Genomic DNA, 15,672 nt, shown 5'->3' on the forward strand with positions numbered 1-15,672 from the left:
ACCCTGCTCTTCCAGCGCCGCGCTGATGCGCGTCGCCGATAACGTCTTCAGAAATTGCCCTTGAACCAGTTCATCACCTTGCCCCACAGGCCACCGACCCGCGCCACTCCCGCGCCCGCCGGCCGACGCACGGCTTCGCGGCCCGCGCCGTACAGCAGCAAGCCGACGCCACTGGCGTGAATCTGGTTGGAAACGACATCAGCCAGGCCGCTGACGTGCTGCGGCACGCCCAGGCGTACCGGCATGTGGAACAGCTCTTCGGCGAGCTCGACGACGCCTTCCATCTTGGCGCCGCCGCCGGTCAGCACGATGCCGGCGCGGGTCAGCTCCTCCAGGCCCGAGCGGCGCAGCTCCGCCTGGGCCATCTCGAAGATTTCCTCGTAGCGCGGCTGCACGGCTTCGGCCAGGGTCTGGCGCGCGAGCCGCCGCGGCGGACGGTCGCCCACGCTGGGCACCTGGATGGTTTCCTCCGCCGTCGCCAGCTGCGCGAGGGCGCACGCGTAGCGGATCTTGATCTCTTCGGCATTCGCCGTCGGCGTGCGCACGAACTGGGCGATATCGTTGGTGACCTGGTCGCCACCGATCGGCAGCACCGCCGTGTGACGGATCGCGCCCTGGGTGTAGATCGCCATGTCGGTGGTGCCCGCGCCGATGTCGACCAGGCATACGCCCAGCTCGCGCTCGTCGGAAGTGAGCACCGCACGCGCGGAGGCAATGGCCGAGGGCACCAGCTCGTCGACGGTCAGCCCGCAGCGCTGGATCGACTTCATGATGTTCTGCGCCGCGCTCGCCGCACCGGTGACCAGGTGCACATTGGCCTCCAGGCGCACGCCGGACATGCCGACGGGACGACGGATCCCTTCCTGGCCGTCGATCAGATACTCCTGCGGCTCCTTGTAGAGCACCCACCGGTCGCCCGGTATCGCCAGCGCGCTGGCCGCGTTGAGTACGGCATCCAGGTCGGCCGGGGTGACCTCCTTGTCACGGATCGGCGCCGTGCCGTGCGAGTTCTCATCTTTTATATGGCTGCCGGAAATCGACGCGTAGACCGAGCGAATCTCGCAGCCGGCCATCAGCTCGGCTTCCTCGATCGCGCGCTGGATCGACTGCACCGTCGATTCGATATCCACCACCACGCCGCGCTTGAGCCCGCGCGAGGCATGCGAGCCGACGCCAATGATCTCCACCGGCTCGCCCGGCTGGAATTCGCCGACGATGGCCACCGTCTTGGACGTGCCGATGTCCAGGCCGACGATCAACGATTTCTCGCTCTTGCGATTCATGGGTCAGGCGTCTCCCGCGGGGCTGAGCGTCACCGCCGGCGGCGGTGCGGCATCGGGCCACTTCATGGCGAAACCATTGCTGTAGCGAAGGTCGGCGTACTCGAACGCGCCGGGATTGAGCGCAGCCACGCGTGGATAGATGTCAACGAAACGGCTGAGGCGCTCCTGCACCTGCTCGCGACCGACCACCACGCGCGCGCCGCTGTCGAGCACCAGCGTCCAGCTGCCGCGGGCACTGAGCTCCACGCCGGTGATCGTCAGTCCCGAGCCGGTCAGGCGCGATGCGGCGTCGGTGTAAAACCGCACCACATCCGGCATGCGTTCGTCGGGGCCAGACAGCTTGGGCAGGCCCTGGATGTCGGCCGAACCCGGTACTTCAAACAGACGGCCGTCGCGACTGATCAGGCGGTTCTCGCCCCAATGGGCGAAGGGATGCTGTTCGAACACCCTCAGCACCAGGGTATCGGGCCAGCGCTTGCGCGCCTCGACCCGCTCCACCCACGGCAATTGCGCCACGTTGCGCTGCACGCTCGCAAGATCGACCGCGAAAAAGCCGGTGCCAATGGCCGGCGACGCCGCGGCACGGATCTGCTCGGCGCTCACATTGGCGAACTCGGCATGCAGCTCCAGCTGGCGCACCGGCCAGCGGTCGGCGGCGTACCAGCCATTGAGCAACCCGACCACGGGGAGCGCGACCAGCGTCAGCGCAATACCCCAGGCCAGCAGCCGTTGCAGCGCCTGTCCGCTCATGCATCCTCCGCCAGGCTGGTTTCGAGGATGCGCCAGCACAGGGTTTCGAAATCCACGCCGGCAGCACGCGCTGCCTTGGGAACCAGCGAATGGCTGGTCATGCCGGGCGTGGTGTTGACCTCCAGCAGCCAGTTGCGGCCATCGCGGTCGCGCATGATGTCCACGCGTCCCCAGCCCGACGCCCCCACCGCGCGGAAGGCATCAAGCGCCAGCGCACGGATCTGCGTTTCCGCAGCGCCTTCCAGGCCCGGGCACAGGTACTGCGTGTCCTCCGCAATATACTTTGCGTGGTAATCGTAGAATTCGCCTTTGGGAACAATCTGAATTGACGGCAGCGCCGAGTCGTCAAGGATACCCACGGTGAATTCGCCGCCCTCGATCAGCTGCTCGATCACCAGCTCGCCGTCGTAGCGCGTGGCCAGCTCGATCGCAGCGGGCAGGTCGGCCTCGGCGCGCACGCGCGTGATGCCGACACTCGATCCTTCATGCGAGGGCTTGACGATTACCGGATAACCCAGCGCGGTGATCGCGGCCGCGAGGTCGTCGCCACGGCGGTAGGCGCGGAACGCCGGCGTGGGCAAGCCGCGCGCGATCCACACCTCCTTGGTGCGTACCTTATCCATCGTCAGCGCCGATCCCAGCACGCCTGATCCGGTGAACGGCACGCCCAATGCGCGCAGCGCGCCCTGCAGCATGCCGTCCTCACCACCGCGGCCATGCAGGATGTTGAACACGCGCGCGAAATGGCCTGCGCGCAGTGCATCCAGCAAGGCCGGAATTCCGTCGACCGGGTGCGCATCCACCCCGCGGGCACGCAGGGCTTCGAGCACATTGCGGCCCGAATCCAGCGACACCTCGCGCTCGGCCGAATTGCCGCCCAGGGCAACCGCAACGCGGCCGAACAGTTTGGGATCCTTGATACGCATCAGCCCACCTTTGTCTTCAGTTCACCCAGGCCCGCCAGCTCCACTGCCGCGGCGCCAATGTCACCCGCGCCCATCAGGAGCAGCAGGTCGCCGTCGCGCAGCAGCGCCGGCAGCGCATTTTTCAGATCCCGCGGATGGGCGATCAGTACCGGATCGACCTTGCCGCGCGCGCGTACCGCCCGCGCCAGGGCGCGCGCATCCGCGTTGGGGATCGGCGCTTCGCCGGCCGGATACACCTCGGTCAGGATCAGCACATCCGCATCGGCCAGCACGTGCGCGAAATCGTCGAGCAGGTCGCGCGTGCGCGAGTAGCGGTGCGGCTGGAACGCCACCACCAGCCGCCGCTGCGGCCAGCCGCCGCGTGCCGCCGCAAATACTGCCGCCAGCTCGCGCGGGTGATGGCCGTAGTCATCCACCAGCATCGCGCTGCCAGCGTCCAGCGCGATCTCGCCGCGTTTCTGGAAACGCCGTCCGACCCCCTGAAACTGGGCCAGCGCGCGCCCGATGGCGTCACCGCTGATGCCGAGCTGCCAGGCCACGGAGGCCGCCGCCAGCGCGTTGAGGACGTTGTGCCGTCCCGGCAGGTTCAGTGTCACCGGCAGCGGACCGTCCGCGCCCGGCAGGTTCAGGTCAAACCGCATCTGCCCGCCGTCCTGGCGCACGTTGCTGGCACGCACGTCGGCGGAATCGTTCTCGATCGCATAGGTGATCGTCGTGCGCAGGGTGCGCCGCGCCAGTTCTGCCACTTCAGGATCATCGATGCACAGCACCGCCAGGCCATAGAACGGCAAACGGTGCAGGAAGGCGTCAAAGGCACGCTTGACCTTGGCGAAATCGCCTTCGTAGTTCTCCAGGTGATCGGCATCGATATTGGTGACGATGGCGATCATCGGCGACAGCATCAGGAACGAGCCGTCCGATTCGTCCGCTTCGGCCACCAGGTACTCGCCGGTTCCCAGGCGCGCATTGGCGCCAGCGGCAGTGAGCTGGCCGCCTATGACAAAGGTCGGGTCCATGCCGGCTTCGGCCAGGACGCTGGCCATCAGGCTGGTCGTCGTGGTCTTGCCATGCGTGCCGGCGATGGCGATGCCGCGCCGGAAACGCATCAGCTCGCCCAGCATCTCGGCACGGGGTACCACCGGAATACGACGCTCGCGTGCGGCGAGGAGCTCCGGATTGTCGGGCCTGATCGCGCTGGAAACCACGATCGCATCGGCATCCGCCACATTCTGCGCCGCGTGCTCGCGGTCGATGCGAATACCCAGTGCCGCCAGACGCCGCGTCGTGCCCGAGTCGGCCTTGTCCGAGCCGGAAATGTCGTAGCCGAGGTTGTGCAGCACCTCGGCAATGCCGCTCATGCCCACGCCGCCGATGCCGACGAAATGGACGCGACGGAACGCCTGCATGACGTCCTCATGGGGAGCAAGACGACGCGGCGTCATGCGGCCACCTCCAGGCAATGGTCGGCGATGGTGGCGGCCGCATCCGGCTTGGCCAGGGAGCGCGCAGCCACCGCCATGGCGATGAGCTGCTGGCGACTGCGTAGCAGGTCACCGAGCGTGCCGGCGAGCACCTGTGCGGAAGCCTGCGACTCCGGCAGCAGAACAGCGGCACCCGCGGCGACAAAGGACTCCGCGTTACGCGTCTGGTGATCGTCCACCGCGTGCGGAAACGGAACCAGGACGGAACCGACGCCGGCAGCCGCGATCTCGGCCAGGGTCAACGCGCCGGCACGGCAGACCACCAGGTCCGCCCACGCGTAGGCCTCCGCCATGTCTTCGATGAAGGAATCCACCTGCGCGGACACACCGGCGGCGGCGTAGGCTTCACGCGCCGCGTCCAGATGCCGCGCACCGCACTGGTGGCGAACCTGAGGACAAATGTCCGCATCCAACGCGGCCAGCGCCTGCGGCAGCCGCGTGTTCAGCGCCTGCGCGCCGAGACTGCCGCCCAGCACCAGCAGGCGCAGGCTCCCCGTGCGCTGTGCCAGACGCTCCTGTGGCGGAGCCAGCGCGCTGATCGCCGCACGCACCGGATTTCCGACCCAGCGCAGTTTTCCACTTTGCGCGAAAGCGTCCGAAAAACCGCTCAGGGTCAGGCGCGCCAGGCGCGACAACACCCGATTGGTCATGCCGGGAACACGATTCTGCTCGTGCACGAGCAAGGGGCGGCGCAGCATCCAGGCGGCAAGCCCACCGGGGCCGGCGGCAAATCCGCCCATCGACAGGACACTGCGCGGATCCACGCGCCGCAGGATGGCGCGCGCGGCCAGCACCGCCTTGATGATGCGCAGGACACTGGTGAGCTTGACCATCAGTCCCTTGCCGCGCACGCCGCCGATATCCAGGGTTTCCAGTGCAATCCCGGCCTTGGGCACGATCTGCGTCTCCAGTCCGCCCTGCGATCCCAGCCATACGACCGGTATACCGCGACGGCGCAGTTCGTCGGCCACGGCGACGCCGGGGAAGATGTGACCGCCGGTTCCACCGGCCATGATCAGCACGGGCTGTGCGCTGCCACTCATGCCCACACCCCCGCTTCCGTGCGCTCGCGCGACGCCGACTGTGCTTCCTCGCGCGTGAGCTCGTAGCTCACCCGCAGCAGCACGCCGACCATGGCGCAGGTCATCAGTACCGACGAGCCGCCCGAGCTGATCAGCGGCAGGGTCAGGCCCTTCGTCGGCAGCACGCCCAGATTCACGCCCACGGAAACCAGCGCCTGCAACGCAATGAACAGCGAGATGCCGAAGGCGACGTAACCCTGGTAGTACAGGCCAGCCTGCACGGCGCGGGCGCCAATCATGAGACCACGGCCGCACAGCCAGGCGAACAGGCCGAGCACGAGTACGACGCCGAACAGGCCCAGCTCTTCGGCGATCACGGCCAGGATGAAATCGGTATGCGCTTCGGGCAGGTAGAACAGCTTCTGTACCGATCCGCCCAGGCCCACCCCAAACCATTCGCCGCGACCGATGGCGATCAGCGCCTGGGTCAGCTGGAAGCCGTCATTGAACGGATCAGCCCAGGGATCCAGGAACGAGGTCAGGCGCTTGACGCGGTAGTCCTCGGTCATCGCCGCCCATGCCAGCGCCGGCATCAAGGGCAGGGCCAGGGCGAAGAGGTTGCGCATGCGGGCGCCGCCGAGCCAGATCATGCCGATCGTGGTCGCCACGATCAGCGCGGCGGAACCGAAATCCGGTTGCAGCAGAAGCAGGCCCACGATCAGGCCGGATACCAGCACCGGCTTGATCACGCCCAGCAGTTGGCGCTGTACGCCTTCGCGGTGTCGCACCAGGTAACTGGAGAGATAGGCCACCAGCATCAGCTTGACCGCTTCGACCGGCTGGAATCCGGAAATGCCCAGGTGAATCCAGCGCCGCGCACCGTTGATGCGCATGCCGAGCCCCGGCACGAAAACCGACAGCAGCAGGACGATCGCCAGCATCAGCAACACGAAGCTGTAGCGCTCGACATGCTCCAGCTCGACGCGGGTGGCGATGAACGCGATCAGCAGGCCGCCCGCCAGGAACATCAGGTGGCGGGTCATGTAGTAGAACGGACCGATGTGCTGGTTGTCCGCCACCGGGATGGAACTGGATGCCACCATCACCACCCCGAGACCGGCCAGTCCGAGCGCGGCCAGCAGCAGGCCGCGGTCGAAACGACCGGGCAGCTCGCTGCGGCGCGTGGCCTGGCTGGTGGCGTCGGTGTGGGCCATCAACGCACCTTCAGGGTCGCAAGACCGATCAGCACCAGCACCACGCTGATGATCCAGAAACGCACGATCACACGCGGCTCGGGCCAACCCTTCAGTTCAAAGTGATGGTGGATCGGCGCCATGCGGAACAAGCGCTTGCCCGTGAGCTTGAAGCTGGCGACCTGCAGCATCACCGAGGCCGTTTCCATCACGAACACGCCGCCCATGATCAGCAGCGCCACTTCCTGGCGCACGATCACGGCAATCAGGCCCAGTGCGGCGCCGATGGCGAGGGCCCCGATATCGCCCATGAATACCTGGGCCGGATAGGTGTTGAACCACAGGAAGCCCAGGCCCGCGCCGGCCAGTGCGCCGCAATAGATCGTCAGTTCGCCCGCGCCGGGAATGGCCGGAATCTGCAGGTAACTGGAGAAGACCGCGTTGCCCGACAGATAGGCAAAGACGCCCAGGGCGCAGGCGACCAGCACGCTCGGCATGATCGCCAGGCCGTCCAGGCCGTCCGTGAGATTCACCGCGTTGGAGAAGCCCACGATCATCAGGTAACCCAGGAGCACGAACCCGATGCCCAGCGGCAGTGCCACCTGCTTGAAGAACGGCAGGTACAGCGCGGTAGCGGCGGGAAGTTCCGGATACGAGGTATAGAACAGGAACAGCGCCGCGCCGATGCCGCCGACCGACTGCCAGAAGTACTTCCAGCGCGCGGCCAGGCCGCGGCTGTCCTTGAGCACGAGCTTCTTGTAGTCATCGTAGAAGCCGATGCCACCGAAGCCCGCGGTGACCGCAAGAACGAGCCAGACGTAGCGGTTCTGCAGATCCGCCCAGAGCAGGGTCGACAGAATGATCGCCGCCAGGATCAGTGCGCCGCCCATGGTCGGCGTACCCGCCTTGGACAGGTGGGTTTGCGGCCCGTCCTGGCGGATTACCTGCCCCGCCTTGAGCGCCGCCAGGCGCCGGATCATTCCCGGCCCGAGCAGCAGCGACACGGCCAGCGCCGTGAGCGTGGCCATGATTGCGCGGAACGTCAGGTATTGGAAAAGGTGGAAACCGCTGAACAGCTTTTCCAGCCATTGGCCCAGTTCAAGAAACATGCGTGCCCCCTGCATGTCGCGCAGCGCCGCGACGACGCGATCCATCGCGGACGAACGCGAGCCCTTCACGAGGCAGCACACGCCGGCCGCAAGATCGCGGCGCAGCGCGTCGATCAAGGATGATTGTTGGTCGAAATGGTGAGCGCCTTCGCCGAAGGCACGCGCGGCGGCCTGGCTGAGCGGGCCGACGGTGTACAGGCGGCGGATGCCGCTGTCGCGCGCCAGCGTGCCAATCCCGGCGTGCAGCTCGGCCGCCTCGGAACCGAGTTCCTTCATGTCCCCCAGCACGAGCCAGGTTTCACCCGGCTGCAGCGCGAGCGTGGCGATGGCCGCGGCCGTGGAACCGGGATTGGCGTTGTAGCTGTCGTCGATCAGTACCCAGCCCTGGGCCGATTCATGACGGACCAGACGACCGGCTACCCCGGGCGCGTTTTCCAGACCGGCGCGGATCGTGTCCAGCGGCACATCCAGCGCGTGGGCGATCGCGGCCGCCGCCAGGGCATTGGCCACGTTGTGGCGTCCGGCCAGCGGCAGGTCGATCGTCGTTTCACCCGCGGGAGTCACCAGCACGAAGCGCGAGCGTTGGCCCAGTTCAATGTCCCGGGCGAAGATGTCAGCGGCGTTGTCGATGCCGAAGTGCACGACGCGGCGCGTTCCGGCCAGGCCGGCGAAGAAGCGGGCAAAGGCGTCATCGGCGTTGATGACCGCCACGCCATCCGCCGGCAGGTTGGCGTAGATGGCGCCCTTGGTTTCGGCCACGCCCTCCAGGCTCAGCATACGTTCGAGGTGGGCTGGGGCGATGTTGTTGACCAGGCCGATATCCGGCCGCGCAATCGCCGCCAGGTAGTCGATATCACCCGGCTTGCCCGCGCCCATCTCCAGCACGGCGTACTGCGTGTCAGCCGGCATCGCCAGGAGGGTCAGCGGCAGGCCGATCTCGTTGTTGAGATTGCCCGGATTGACGTGCGTACGGCCGTGTCGCCCGAGAATCGCGGCGGTCAGCGTCTTCACCGTCGTCTTGCCGTTGGAACCGGTGATGCCCACCACGCGGGCCGCGCTCGGCGCCCGCACGGCGCTGGCGAGGTCACCCAGGGCAGCCAGCGTGTCCGTGACGACAATCTGCGCAATGTCCGCTGTCACGCGACGGCTCACCATCACCGCGGCGGCACCGGCCGCCTGGGCGGCATCGACGAAATCGTGGCCGTCGTGCTGCTCGCCGACCAGGGCGACGAAGAGCGCGCCCGGCGCGAGCTTGCGTGAGTCGGTCACTACGGTATCAATAGCGGCATCGCTGCCGACCAGACGTCCGCGGGTCCACAGCGCGATTTCCGACAGGCGCAGCGGCGTCATGCGGTCGCCTCCAGGATCTGGCGTGCGACGATGAGATCGTCGAACGGATACTTCTGCCCGCCGACTTCCTGGTAGGGCTCGTGGCCTTTGCCGGCAATCAGAACGATATCGCCCGGCCGTGCCTGCGCGATGGCCAGGCGGATCGCCCGGGCGCGGTCGCGCTCGACCAGGGCGCGCGCCGGCTCGGCGAACCCTTCGCGCACTGCCGCGACGATGGCATCGCCATCTTCGCCGCGGGGATTGTCGTCGGTCACGATCGCCACATCCGCCAGGCGTTCGGCAATCGCGCCCATCACGGGGCGCTTGCCCGCGTCCCGCTCGCCACCGCAACCGAACACGCAGATCAGGCGGCCGTCGCAGTGCGCGCGGAGTGTCGCAAGCGCCTGCTCCAGCGCATCGGGCGTATGGGCGTAGTCGACCACCACGAGTGGCTCGCCCGACTCGCCGCCCAGTCGATTCATGCGTCCGTTGACCGGAGTGAGGTCGCGCACGGTGCGGATGATGGCGTCGAAATTCATGCCCTGGACGCCCAGCACCGCGATCACACCCAGCAGGTTCGCCACGTTGAAACGTCCCAGCAACGGCGTCGCGACGACGGCGCGACCCCACGGTGTCACCAGGCGGAAACGGATACCGGCCGCATCCAGGACCAGATCGGACGCGACCACGTCGGCGGCCGGATTGTCGATGCCGGTGCGGACGCAGGCGATCGTACCCGCGATGCGCGCTGCCAGTTCGCGGCCGAAGGCATCGTCGATATTGACGACGGCATGGCGCAGTGCCGGCCAACGGAACAGCCGCTCCTTGGCCGCGGCGTAGGCGTCCATCGTGCCGTGATAATCGAGGTGATCGCGCGTCAGGTTGGTGAAGACGGCCGTATCGAAATGCACGGCGTTCACGCGTCCCTGTTCCAACGCATGCGACGACACTTCCATCGCCACGTGCGTCGCGCCCGCTCGGCGGAATTCGTCGAACAGACGCTGCAGGCTGATCGCATCCGGCGTGGTGCGCTCACCCGCCGTGATGTGCCCGTGCAGGCCGGCACCCAGCGTTCCGATGCTCGCGGCCGGGTGCCCCAGCGCGGTCAGCGCCTGGGCCAGCAGCTGCACGGTGGAGGTTTTTCCATTGGTGCCGGTGACGCCGACGACCTGCAGGGCCGCCGTCGGTTCACCGTGGAATCGGGCGGCGATGGAGCCGATCTGCGTGCGCAGGTCGTCGATCCAGAGGGTCGGAACACCCTGCGTCACGGCCGGCCCCGCTGTGCCTTCGGCAAGGATGGCCACCGCGCCGCGCTCGATGGCCACGGCCGCGAAGTCGATACCGTGCGAGCGGCCGCCCTGGAGCGCGACAAACGCATCGCCCCGCGCAACCGCGCGCGAATCGAGGGTGAGCCCACTCACGAGCACGTCGCCGTGCGGACCGGCCACGGGGCCCAGGAGCTCGGACAGGCGCATCGCGCGGGACGTCATTGCGGGACGCCCTCCTCATAGTTGGTCTGGCCCGGCGCGTAGTCCGGCGCGGCATTGCCGGCCTGGATCGGCGCCCAGTTGCCGGCGCCGTCGGCGTACCACTTCTGCACGTTGTCCGGCGCCACATCGAGCAGGCGCAACGCGCCGTCCATCACCTTGCTGAAGACCGGCGCGGAAACCAGGCCGCCGTAATAGACGCCCTTGGGGTCATGGATCACCACGACGCCCACCAGCCGCGGATTCGATGCGGGCACGAAACCGGCGAACGTAGAGATGTAGCGGCTTTCGTAGCCACCGGCGACGGCCTTGCGCGAGGTGCCGGTCTTGCCGGCGACGCGATAGTTGCGGACAGCGGCCTTGAGCGCCGAGCCCTGCGGCGTCACCACCGTTTCGAGCATGCCGGTGATGGTGCGGGCCAGGGTCGGATCCAGCACGGCTGATTCCGGATTCTGTGCACCCTTCACGAAGGTCGGCGCGCGCAACCGGCCGCCGTTGGCCAGGCCGCCGTAGGCCTGGGCCAGTTGCAACGGCGTGACGGACAGCCCGTAGCCATAGGACATGGTGGCCTTCTCCACCGGGCCCCACTTGTTCGGCGGCGCCAGCACACCGGCGGCCTCGCCGGGAAATCCGCTGCCGGTGCTCTCGCCGAAGCCAAACCGCTTGAACAGATCGTAGAGATGGTCGTTGGGCAGGGTCAGGGCAATCTTGGCCGCACCGATGTTGCTCGAGTGCGTGATCACGCCGGTGACGTCGAGCAGCCCCTTGTTCGTGGTGTCGCGGATCAGGTGACCGGCCAGGGTCATCGTTCCGGGGTTGGCGTCAACCGGTGTTTCCGGCTTCCACTTGCCGCTCTCCAGCGCGGCCGCCACGGTGAAGGCCTTCATCGTCGAGCCGGGCTCGATCAGGTCCGTCATCGCTCGGTTGCGGCGGCTCGATGTATCCACGCCGTTGAGCGCGTTGGAGTTGTACGAAGGCAGGTTCACCATCGCCAGCACTTCGCCTGTCGGCGCATCGAGCACCACCATCGAACCTGAGCTCGCACCGTGCTCGAGCAAGCCTTCCTTGAGCTCGCGATAGGCCAGGTACTGGATGCGTCGATCGATCGAGAGCATGAGGTCGCGGCCCTGCTGCGGTTCACTGAGCAGTTCCACGTCTTCCACGATATGCCCGAGCCGGTCGCGGATAACGCGCTTGGCGCCGGGCTTGCCGGCCAGCCACTCGTCGAAGGCCAGCTCCAGGCCTTCCTGGCCGCGATCGTCGATGTTGGTGAATCCCAGGACGTGCGCCGTCACCTCGCCACTGGGGTAGTAGCGGCGGAACTCGCGCTGCGAATTCACGCCCGGAATCTTCAGCGCGAGGATCGAGGCCGCGTCATCCGGGTTCAGGTGACGCTTCAGATAGATGAATTCCTTGTCCGCCCGTTGCCGCAGGCGGTCCTTGAGCGCGTCGCCTTCCATGCCCAGCGCACGGGCGAGGTCGGGCACGCGCTCGGGGTGCTGCAGCAGTTCCTGCGGATTCGCCCAGATCGACTCCACGGGCGTCGACACCGCCAGCGGCTCTCCGTTGCGATCCAGGACGCTGCCACGCGAGACGGGAATCGGTACTTCGCGCAGGTACCGGGCGTCGCCCTGGCCCTGGTAGAACTCCTTGCGGACGACCTGCAGGTCGACCGCGCGCACGACCAGGCCGGTTGACGCCAGCGTCAGCAGCATCAGCACCACGGACAGGCGCGACTTGAGGTTTACCGGCCGCACGCGCGTGGCGACACGCATCGCGGCCGCAGTGGAACTGCGGCCCTGCGATTCGTTCGACATGCGTGGTGTAACCGGTAGCAACATCGCCGTCAGCGCCGAATGATGACAACCGCCGCGGGCGGCGCGGCGTCCATGCCGAGCTGGCCGCGGGCGACCTGCTCGATGCGGTTGGGTTCGGCCAGCGTGGATTGCTCCAGCTGCAGCCGGCCATATTCGAAATTCATTTCGTCCCGTTCGCGCGTCAGCCGCGTCAGCTCGGCAAACAGCACGCGCCCCTGATGGCGTTCGTAGACGACGCCAATGCCGCTGGCGATGACCGCCAGGGTGAGGAGAGCGAACAGGAAATAGCCGACCTGGGTCATCCCAATTTCTCCGCCACGCGAAGCACGGCGCTGCGGGCGCGCGGATTGGCTTCCACTTCGGCATCGCTCGGGAACCGGGCCGAGCCGACAGCGCGCAGGCTCAGCGGCGCATCGACTGGCGGCGGCAGGCCGCGCCGCGCCGGGGCTTGCTGGGAATGGGTGCGGATGTACTGCTTGACGATGCGGTCTTCGAGCGAGTGGAAGCTGATCACCGCCAGGCGTCCGCCGGGCTTCAGGCGGCGACGTGCGCCTTCCAGCCCCTGCTCCAGCGCGTCGAGTTCACCGTTGACAGCGATCCGCAGCGCCTGGAACGTGCGCGTTGCCGGATGCTTGCCTGGTTCGCGCCGGCCGATCGCACGGGCAACGAGGTCAGCCAGCTCCGCGGTGGTGCGCACCGGTTCAGTCGCGCGGCGTTCGACGATCTGGCGGGCAATGCGGCGGCTCATGCGTTCTTCGCCGTACTGGAAAAGCACATCGGCGATCCGCGTCTCGTCGGCGCGGGCCAGGAATTCGGCGGCGCTTTCGCCCTGGGTGGTGTCCATGCGCATGTCCAGCGGCGCATCGGCCTGAAAGCTGAAGCCGCGCTGCGGATCATCCAGCTGCGGCGAGGACACGCCGAGGTCGAGCAGTACACCGTCCACGCCTTTCTCCGTCTCCACCCAATCGCCGAGCGCGGCAAAGCTGCCATGGCACACGGCGACGCGAGGGTCATTTCCGAATTCCGCGCGGGCGGCAGCGATCGCAAGAGGGTCGCGATCCATCAGCAGCAGGCGCCCCTCCGGGCCCAGCCGCCTGAGCACCTCCCGCGCGTGCCCGCCACGCCCGAAGGTGCCATCGAGATAGGTTCCATCCTGCTTTACGGCGAGCGCATCCACTGCCTCTGCCAGCATTACCGGGACGTGCTTGAGCGTGTCTTGCTTCACCCTTGGCCCCACCCCGTTTCCTTGCGTCTTGCTATAACTTCAGATCCAGCATCGCATCAGTGATCTCGTCTTCGCCGATGGTCTGGCGGATCTTCGCCAGGTGTGCCTGCTCGCTCCACAACTCGAATTTCGAGCCCATACCGAGCAGCACTGCTTTTTTCTCGATCCCGGCCGCCGTGCGTTGACTCGCCGGCACCAGGACCCGCCCGGCTCCATCGGGCTCGACGTGGGCGGCCGCGCCCACCAGTTTCATCTGCAACGCCCGGTGCACCGCCTTGACGCTTGGCAGCGCGTTGACCTGGTCGCGCACCTTCTCCCATTCGTCCAAGGGGAACAGCCAGAGGCAGCCATGCTCGAACGGGTTGTACGTGAAAACCATTCGCCCGCCCGACGCCGCCGCGATCAACTCGCGATAAGCCGTGGGCACCGCAAGCCGGCCCTTGTCGTCAATCGAGATGGCGGTTTCGCCTTGGAACATGACGTGCCGGGCTTCCCACGTTTTCCCACGATTTCACACCGGCGCCCACACTAGTCTCACCCCCTGAGACTGTCAAGGAAATTTTCCGTTACGGATCAATGGGGTTGTGTCATTCCGAGGGCATTTTTCAGGTTCTTTCGAGAAAACTGGCGACAGCCCGTTGAAGTGGAAGCCTTTTTTGGCATTTGGCTTTGCCAAGAGCGCGTGAAATCGCCCAACGGAGGGAATGAGACGGCCGCCACGAAACCCGAAAAGAGGGGCGGCGGTGTCAGTCCGGGGCTCACCTTCAGCCCCCGCTTTTCCCACTCGGGCACACTGGAATGTCTATCGGTTTCCGGATTACCGGCAAACCACGCCATTGAGTCATTCAATGATGGCGAATTGCCACCACTGCTATGGCATTCAAATGGAAAGGACAACCACCGAGCAGGCGACGGCGTCCTGCGGGTGAGCCAGGCATTGCCGGCGGATGGCTCAGCCGCACACTGCCAGGTTTCCGGCCACCCGCGGCCGCTCCGCCATCGGTAGCAAGGGACTTTGCAGCAAACCCCGGCAGATCCGTGCGCATTCGTCGCGATGCCCCAGGTGCCAGGCCGCCAGCGCCTGTTCGTCCCACGCGCGCCAGCGATAGACGGATTGATCGACGAACAGCAGGTCTGGCGGAGCTGGCGTCGACGCGGCCTGTGCGGCCGCCCGGTGTGCATCCACGAATTCGCAGCGCATGCGCAGGTATCGCGCCAGCTCGCACAGCGGTTCCGCACGACAGATCCGCGCGGCGTAGGCCGCTCGATACGCCGCAACCACCTCCGGGCCTGGTGCATCCAGCCGTTCCAGCAGCACGGCGACCTGGAACGCGGCGTACCAGGCCTCCTCGTCCCAGCCGCCACCGGCGGCACGCGTCCGATACGTTTCCAGCGCGCCGACGGTATCGCCGGCATCGCGCAGGCTTTGCGCGAGGTAAAAGCGGTAACGCAGATTGTGCGGATCCCGCGCCAGTGCGCGCTCGAGCACGCGGGCGTCGTCGCGGTATTTTTCACGCGCCGGTCGCCGGCTCCGCGCGCCGTCGGCATAGCTGCGCACGGAAAGTCCGTCGAGCGGGTACAAGGCCGCGTCACCCGCGACCGGATATTCGTGGAGGACCCCGTGCCAGCGCCAACCGGCATCGCACCGCAACAGCCGCGCGGCGCGGTATTCCAACTCACTGCCATCCGGGCGCTGCCGCAGGAAATAGCCGGGCGCCTGCAGGCGTCGCGGGAACCGGACAGAGGGCTCCGTCTCCAGCACCTCGTCGGCATCCAGAATCAACGCATAAGGTGCCTGACGACCCGCCAGATCCAGTGCCTGGTTGCGATTGGTGGAAAAATCCACCCATGGCCGCTGCACCAGCTGGCCGGGAAGCGCTCGCAATGCATGGCGGATCAACGAAGGCGTCGCATCGCTCGACCCGGTGTCGACGACCGCCCAGGCCGCTATGTGGCCGCGAACCGACGCAAGGCATCGTTCGATGACCGCCGCTTCGTCCCTGACGATCATGCACAGGCAGATCTGTGTGGCGAACGGCAAGGACGTCAT

At 67.0% G+C, this 15,672-nt stretch carries 13 protein-coding genes and 1 pseudogene; all 14 read right to left on the reverse strand.

Annotated features, from left to right (window positions below; translation table 11 throughout):
- Positions 1-47: 47 nt before the first annotated feature.
- The gene (gene ftsA / locus N4264_RS23710) at positions 48-1,283 is read right to left on the reverse strand and encodes a cell division protein FtsA (protein WP_261694682.1); all 1,236 of its coding nucleotides are present in this window, start codon (positions 1,281-1,283) and stop codon (positions 48-50) included.
- Positions 1,284-1,286: 3 nt separating this feature from the next.
- Positions 1,287-2,033 carry a cell division protein FtsQ/DivIB gene (locus N4264_RS23715; protein ID WP_261694683.1) on the reverse strand — a complete coding sequence of 249 codons (747 nt, stop codon included), beginning with the start codon at positions 2,031-2,033 and terminating at the stop codon, positions 1,287-1,289.
- Positions 2,030-2,959, reverse strand: a complete 930-nt coding sequence (locus N4264_RS23720) for a D-alanine--D-alanine ligase (RefSeq protein WP_282563021.1) — start codon at positions 2,957-2,959, stop codon at positions 2,030-2,032. Before N4264_RS23720 ends, N4264_RS23715 begins: the two co-directional genes overlap by 4 nt.
- On the reverse strand, positions 2,959-4,401 hold the full coding sequence (gene murC / locus N4264_RS23725; RefSeq protein WP_261694684.1) for a UDP-N-acetylmuramate--L-alanine ligase: 1,443 nt from the start codon (positions 4,399-4,401) through the stop codon (positions 2,959-2,961). The genes N4264_RS23720 and murC overlap by 1 nt, the downstream gene beginning before the upstream one ends.
- Entirely contained in the window at positions 4,398-5,483 is a 1,086-nt protein-coding gene (gene murG, locus N4264_RS23730) for an undecaprenyldiphospho-muramoylpentapeptide beta-N-acetylglucosaminyltransferase (RefSeq protein ID WP_261694685.1), read from the reverse strand. The genes murC and murG overlap by 4 nt, the downstream gene beginning before the upstream one ends.
- Positions 5,480-6,676 (reverse strand): putative lipid II flippase FtsW, encoded by a 1,197-nt coding sequence (ftsW, locus tag N4264_RS23735; RefSeq protein ID WP_261694686.1) that lies wholly within the window; start codon positions 6,674-6,676, stop codon positions 5,480-5,482. The genes murG and ftsW overlap by 4 nt, the downstream gene beginning before the upstream one ends.
- Complete coding sequence (mraY, locus tag N4264_RS23740) at positions 6,676-7,764, reverse strand: phospho-N-acetylmuramoyl-pentapeptide-transferase (protein WP_261697693.1); 1,089 nt, start codon at positions 7,762-7,764, stop codon at positions 6,676-6,678. The genes ftsW and mraY overlap by 1 nt, the downstream gene beginning before the upstream one ends.
- Positions 7,765-7,785: 21 nt before the next feature.
- Positions 7,786-9,114 (reverse strand): annotated as a pseudogene (locus tag N4264_RS23745) (UDP-N-acetylmuramoyl-tripeptide--D-alanyl-D-alanine ligase); the annotation flags it as partial.
- Entirely contained in the window at positions 9,111-10,583 is a 1,473-nt protein-coding gene (locus N4264_RS23750; protein ID WP_261694687.1) for a UDP-N-acetylmuramoyl-L-alanyl-D-glutamate--2,6-diaminopimelate ligase, read from the reverse strand. The gene N4264_RS23750 and the pseudogene N4264_RS23745, both read right to left, overlap by 4 nt.
- Positions 10,580-12,355 (reverse strand): peptidoglycan D,D-transpeptidase FtsI family protein, encoded by a 1,776-nt coding sequence (locus tag N4264_RS23755; RefSeq protein WP_261697694.1) that lies wholly within the window; start codon positions 12,353-12,355, stop codon positions 10,580-10,582. The genes N4264_RS23750 and N4264_RS23755 overlap by 4 nt, the downstream gene beginning before the upstream one ends.
- A 71-nt stretch (positions 12,356-12,426) precedes the next feature.
- On the reverse strand, positions 12,427-12,699 hold the full coding sequence (ftsL, locus tag N4264_RS23760) for a cell division protein FtsL (protein ID WP_261694688.1): 273 nt from the start codon (positions 12,697-12,699) through the stop codon (positions 12,427-12,429).
- A complete protein-coding gene (rsmH, locus tag N4264_RS23765; protein WP_261694689.1) occupies positions 12,696-13,622 on the reverse strand; it encodes a 16S rRNA (cytosine(1402)-N(4))-methyltransferase RsmH in 927 nt (308 codons plus the stop codon). The genes ftsL and rsmH overlap by 4 nt, the downstream gene beginning before the upstream one ends.
- A gap of 31 nt (positions 13,623-13,653) precedes the next feature.
- Positions 13,654-14,100, reverse strand: a complete 447-nt coding sequence (gene mraZ, locus N4264_RS23770; RefSeq protein WP_261694690.1) for a division/cell wall cluster transcriptional repressor MraZ — start codon at positions 14,098-14,100, stop codon at positions 13,654-13,656.
- Positions 14,101-14,574: 474 nt separating this feature from the next.
- The gene (locus N4264_RS23775; protein WP_261694691.1) at positions 14,575-15,672 is read right to left on the reverse strand and encodes a glycosyltransferase; all 1,098 of its coding nucleotides are present in this window, start codon (positions 15,670-15,672) and stop codon (positions 14,575-14,577) included.

The organism is Tahibacter amnicola (assembly GCF_025398735.1).
In the GTDB taxonomy this organism is placed as follows: domain Bacteria; phylum Pseudomonadota; class Gammaproteobacteria; order Xanthomonadales; family Rhodanobacteraceae; genus Tahibacter; species Tahibacter amnicola.

Coding starts and splice junctions, on each gene's coding strand:
- ftsA (WP_261694682.1), bottom strand. CDS start 1,283: ATGAATCGCAAGAGCGAGAAATCGTTGATCGTCGGCCTGGACATCGGC.
- N4264_RS23715 (WP_261694683.1), bottom strand. CDS start 2,033: ATGAGCGGACAGGCGCTGCAACGGCTGCTGGCCTGGGGTATTGCGCTG.
- N4264_RS23720 (WP_282563021.1), bottom strand. CDS start 2,959: ATGCGTATCAAGGATCCCAAACTGTTCGGCCGCGTTGCGGTTGCCCTG.
- murC (WP_261694684.1), bottom strand. CDS start 4,401: ATGACGCCGCGTCGTCTTGCTCCCCATGAGGACGTCATGCAGGCGTTC.
- murG (WP_261694685.1), bottom strand. CDS start 5,483: ATGAGTGGCAGCGCACAGCCCGTGCTGATCATGGCCGGTGGAACCGGC.
- ftsW (WP_261694686.1), bottom strand. CDS start 6,676: ATGGCCCACACCGACGCCACCAGCCAGGCCACGCGCCGCAGCGAGCTG.
- mraY (WP_261697693.1), bottom strand. CDS start 7,764: ATGTTTCTTGAACTGGGCCAATGGCTGGAAAAGCTGTTCAGCGGTTTC.
- N4264_RS23750 (WP_261694687.1), bottom strand. CDS start 10,583: ATGACGTCCCGCGCGATGCGCCTGTCCGAGCTCCTGGGCCCCGTGGCC.
- N4264_RS23755 (WP_261697694.1), bottom strand. CDS start 12,355: ATGCGTGTCGCCACGCGCGTGCGGCCGGTAAACCTCAAGTCGCGCCTG.
- ftsL (WP_261694688.1), bottom strand. CDS start 12,699: ATGACCCAGGTCGGCTATTTCCTGTTCGCTCTCCTCACCCTGGCGGTC.
- mraZ (WP_261694690.1), bottom strand. CDS start 14,100: ATGTTCCAAGGCGAAACCGCCATCTCGATTGACGACAAGGGCCGGCTT.
- N4264_RS23775 (WP_261694691.1), bottom strand. CDS start 15,672: ATGACGTCCTTGCCGTTCGCCACACAGATCTGCCTGTGCATGATCGTC.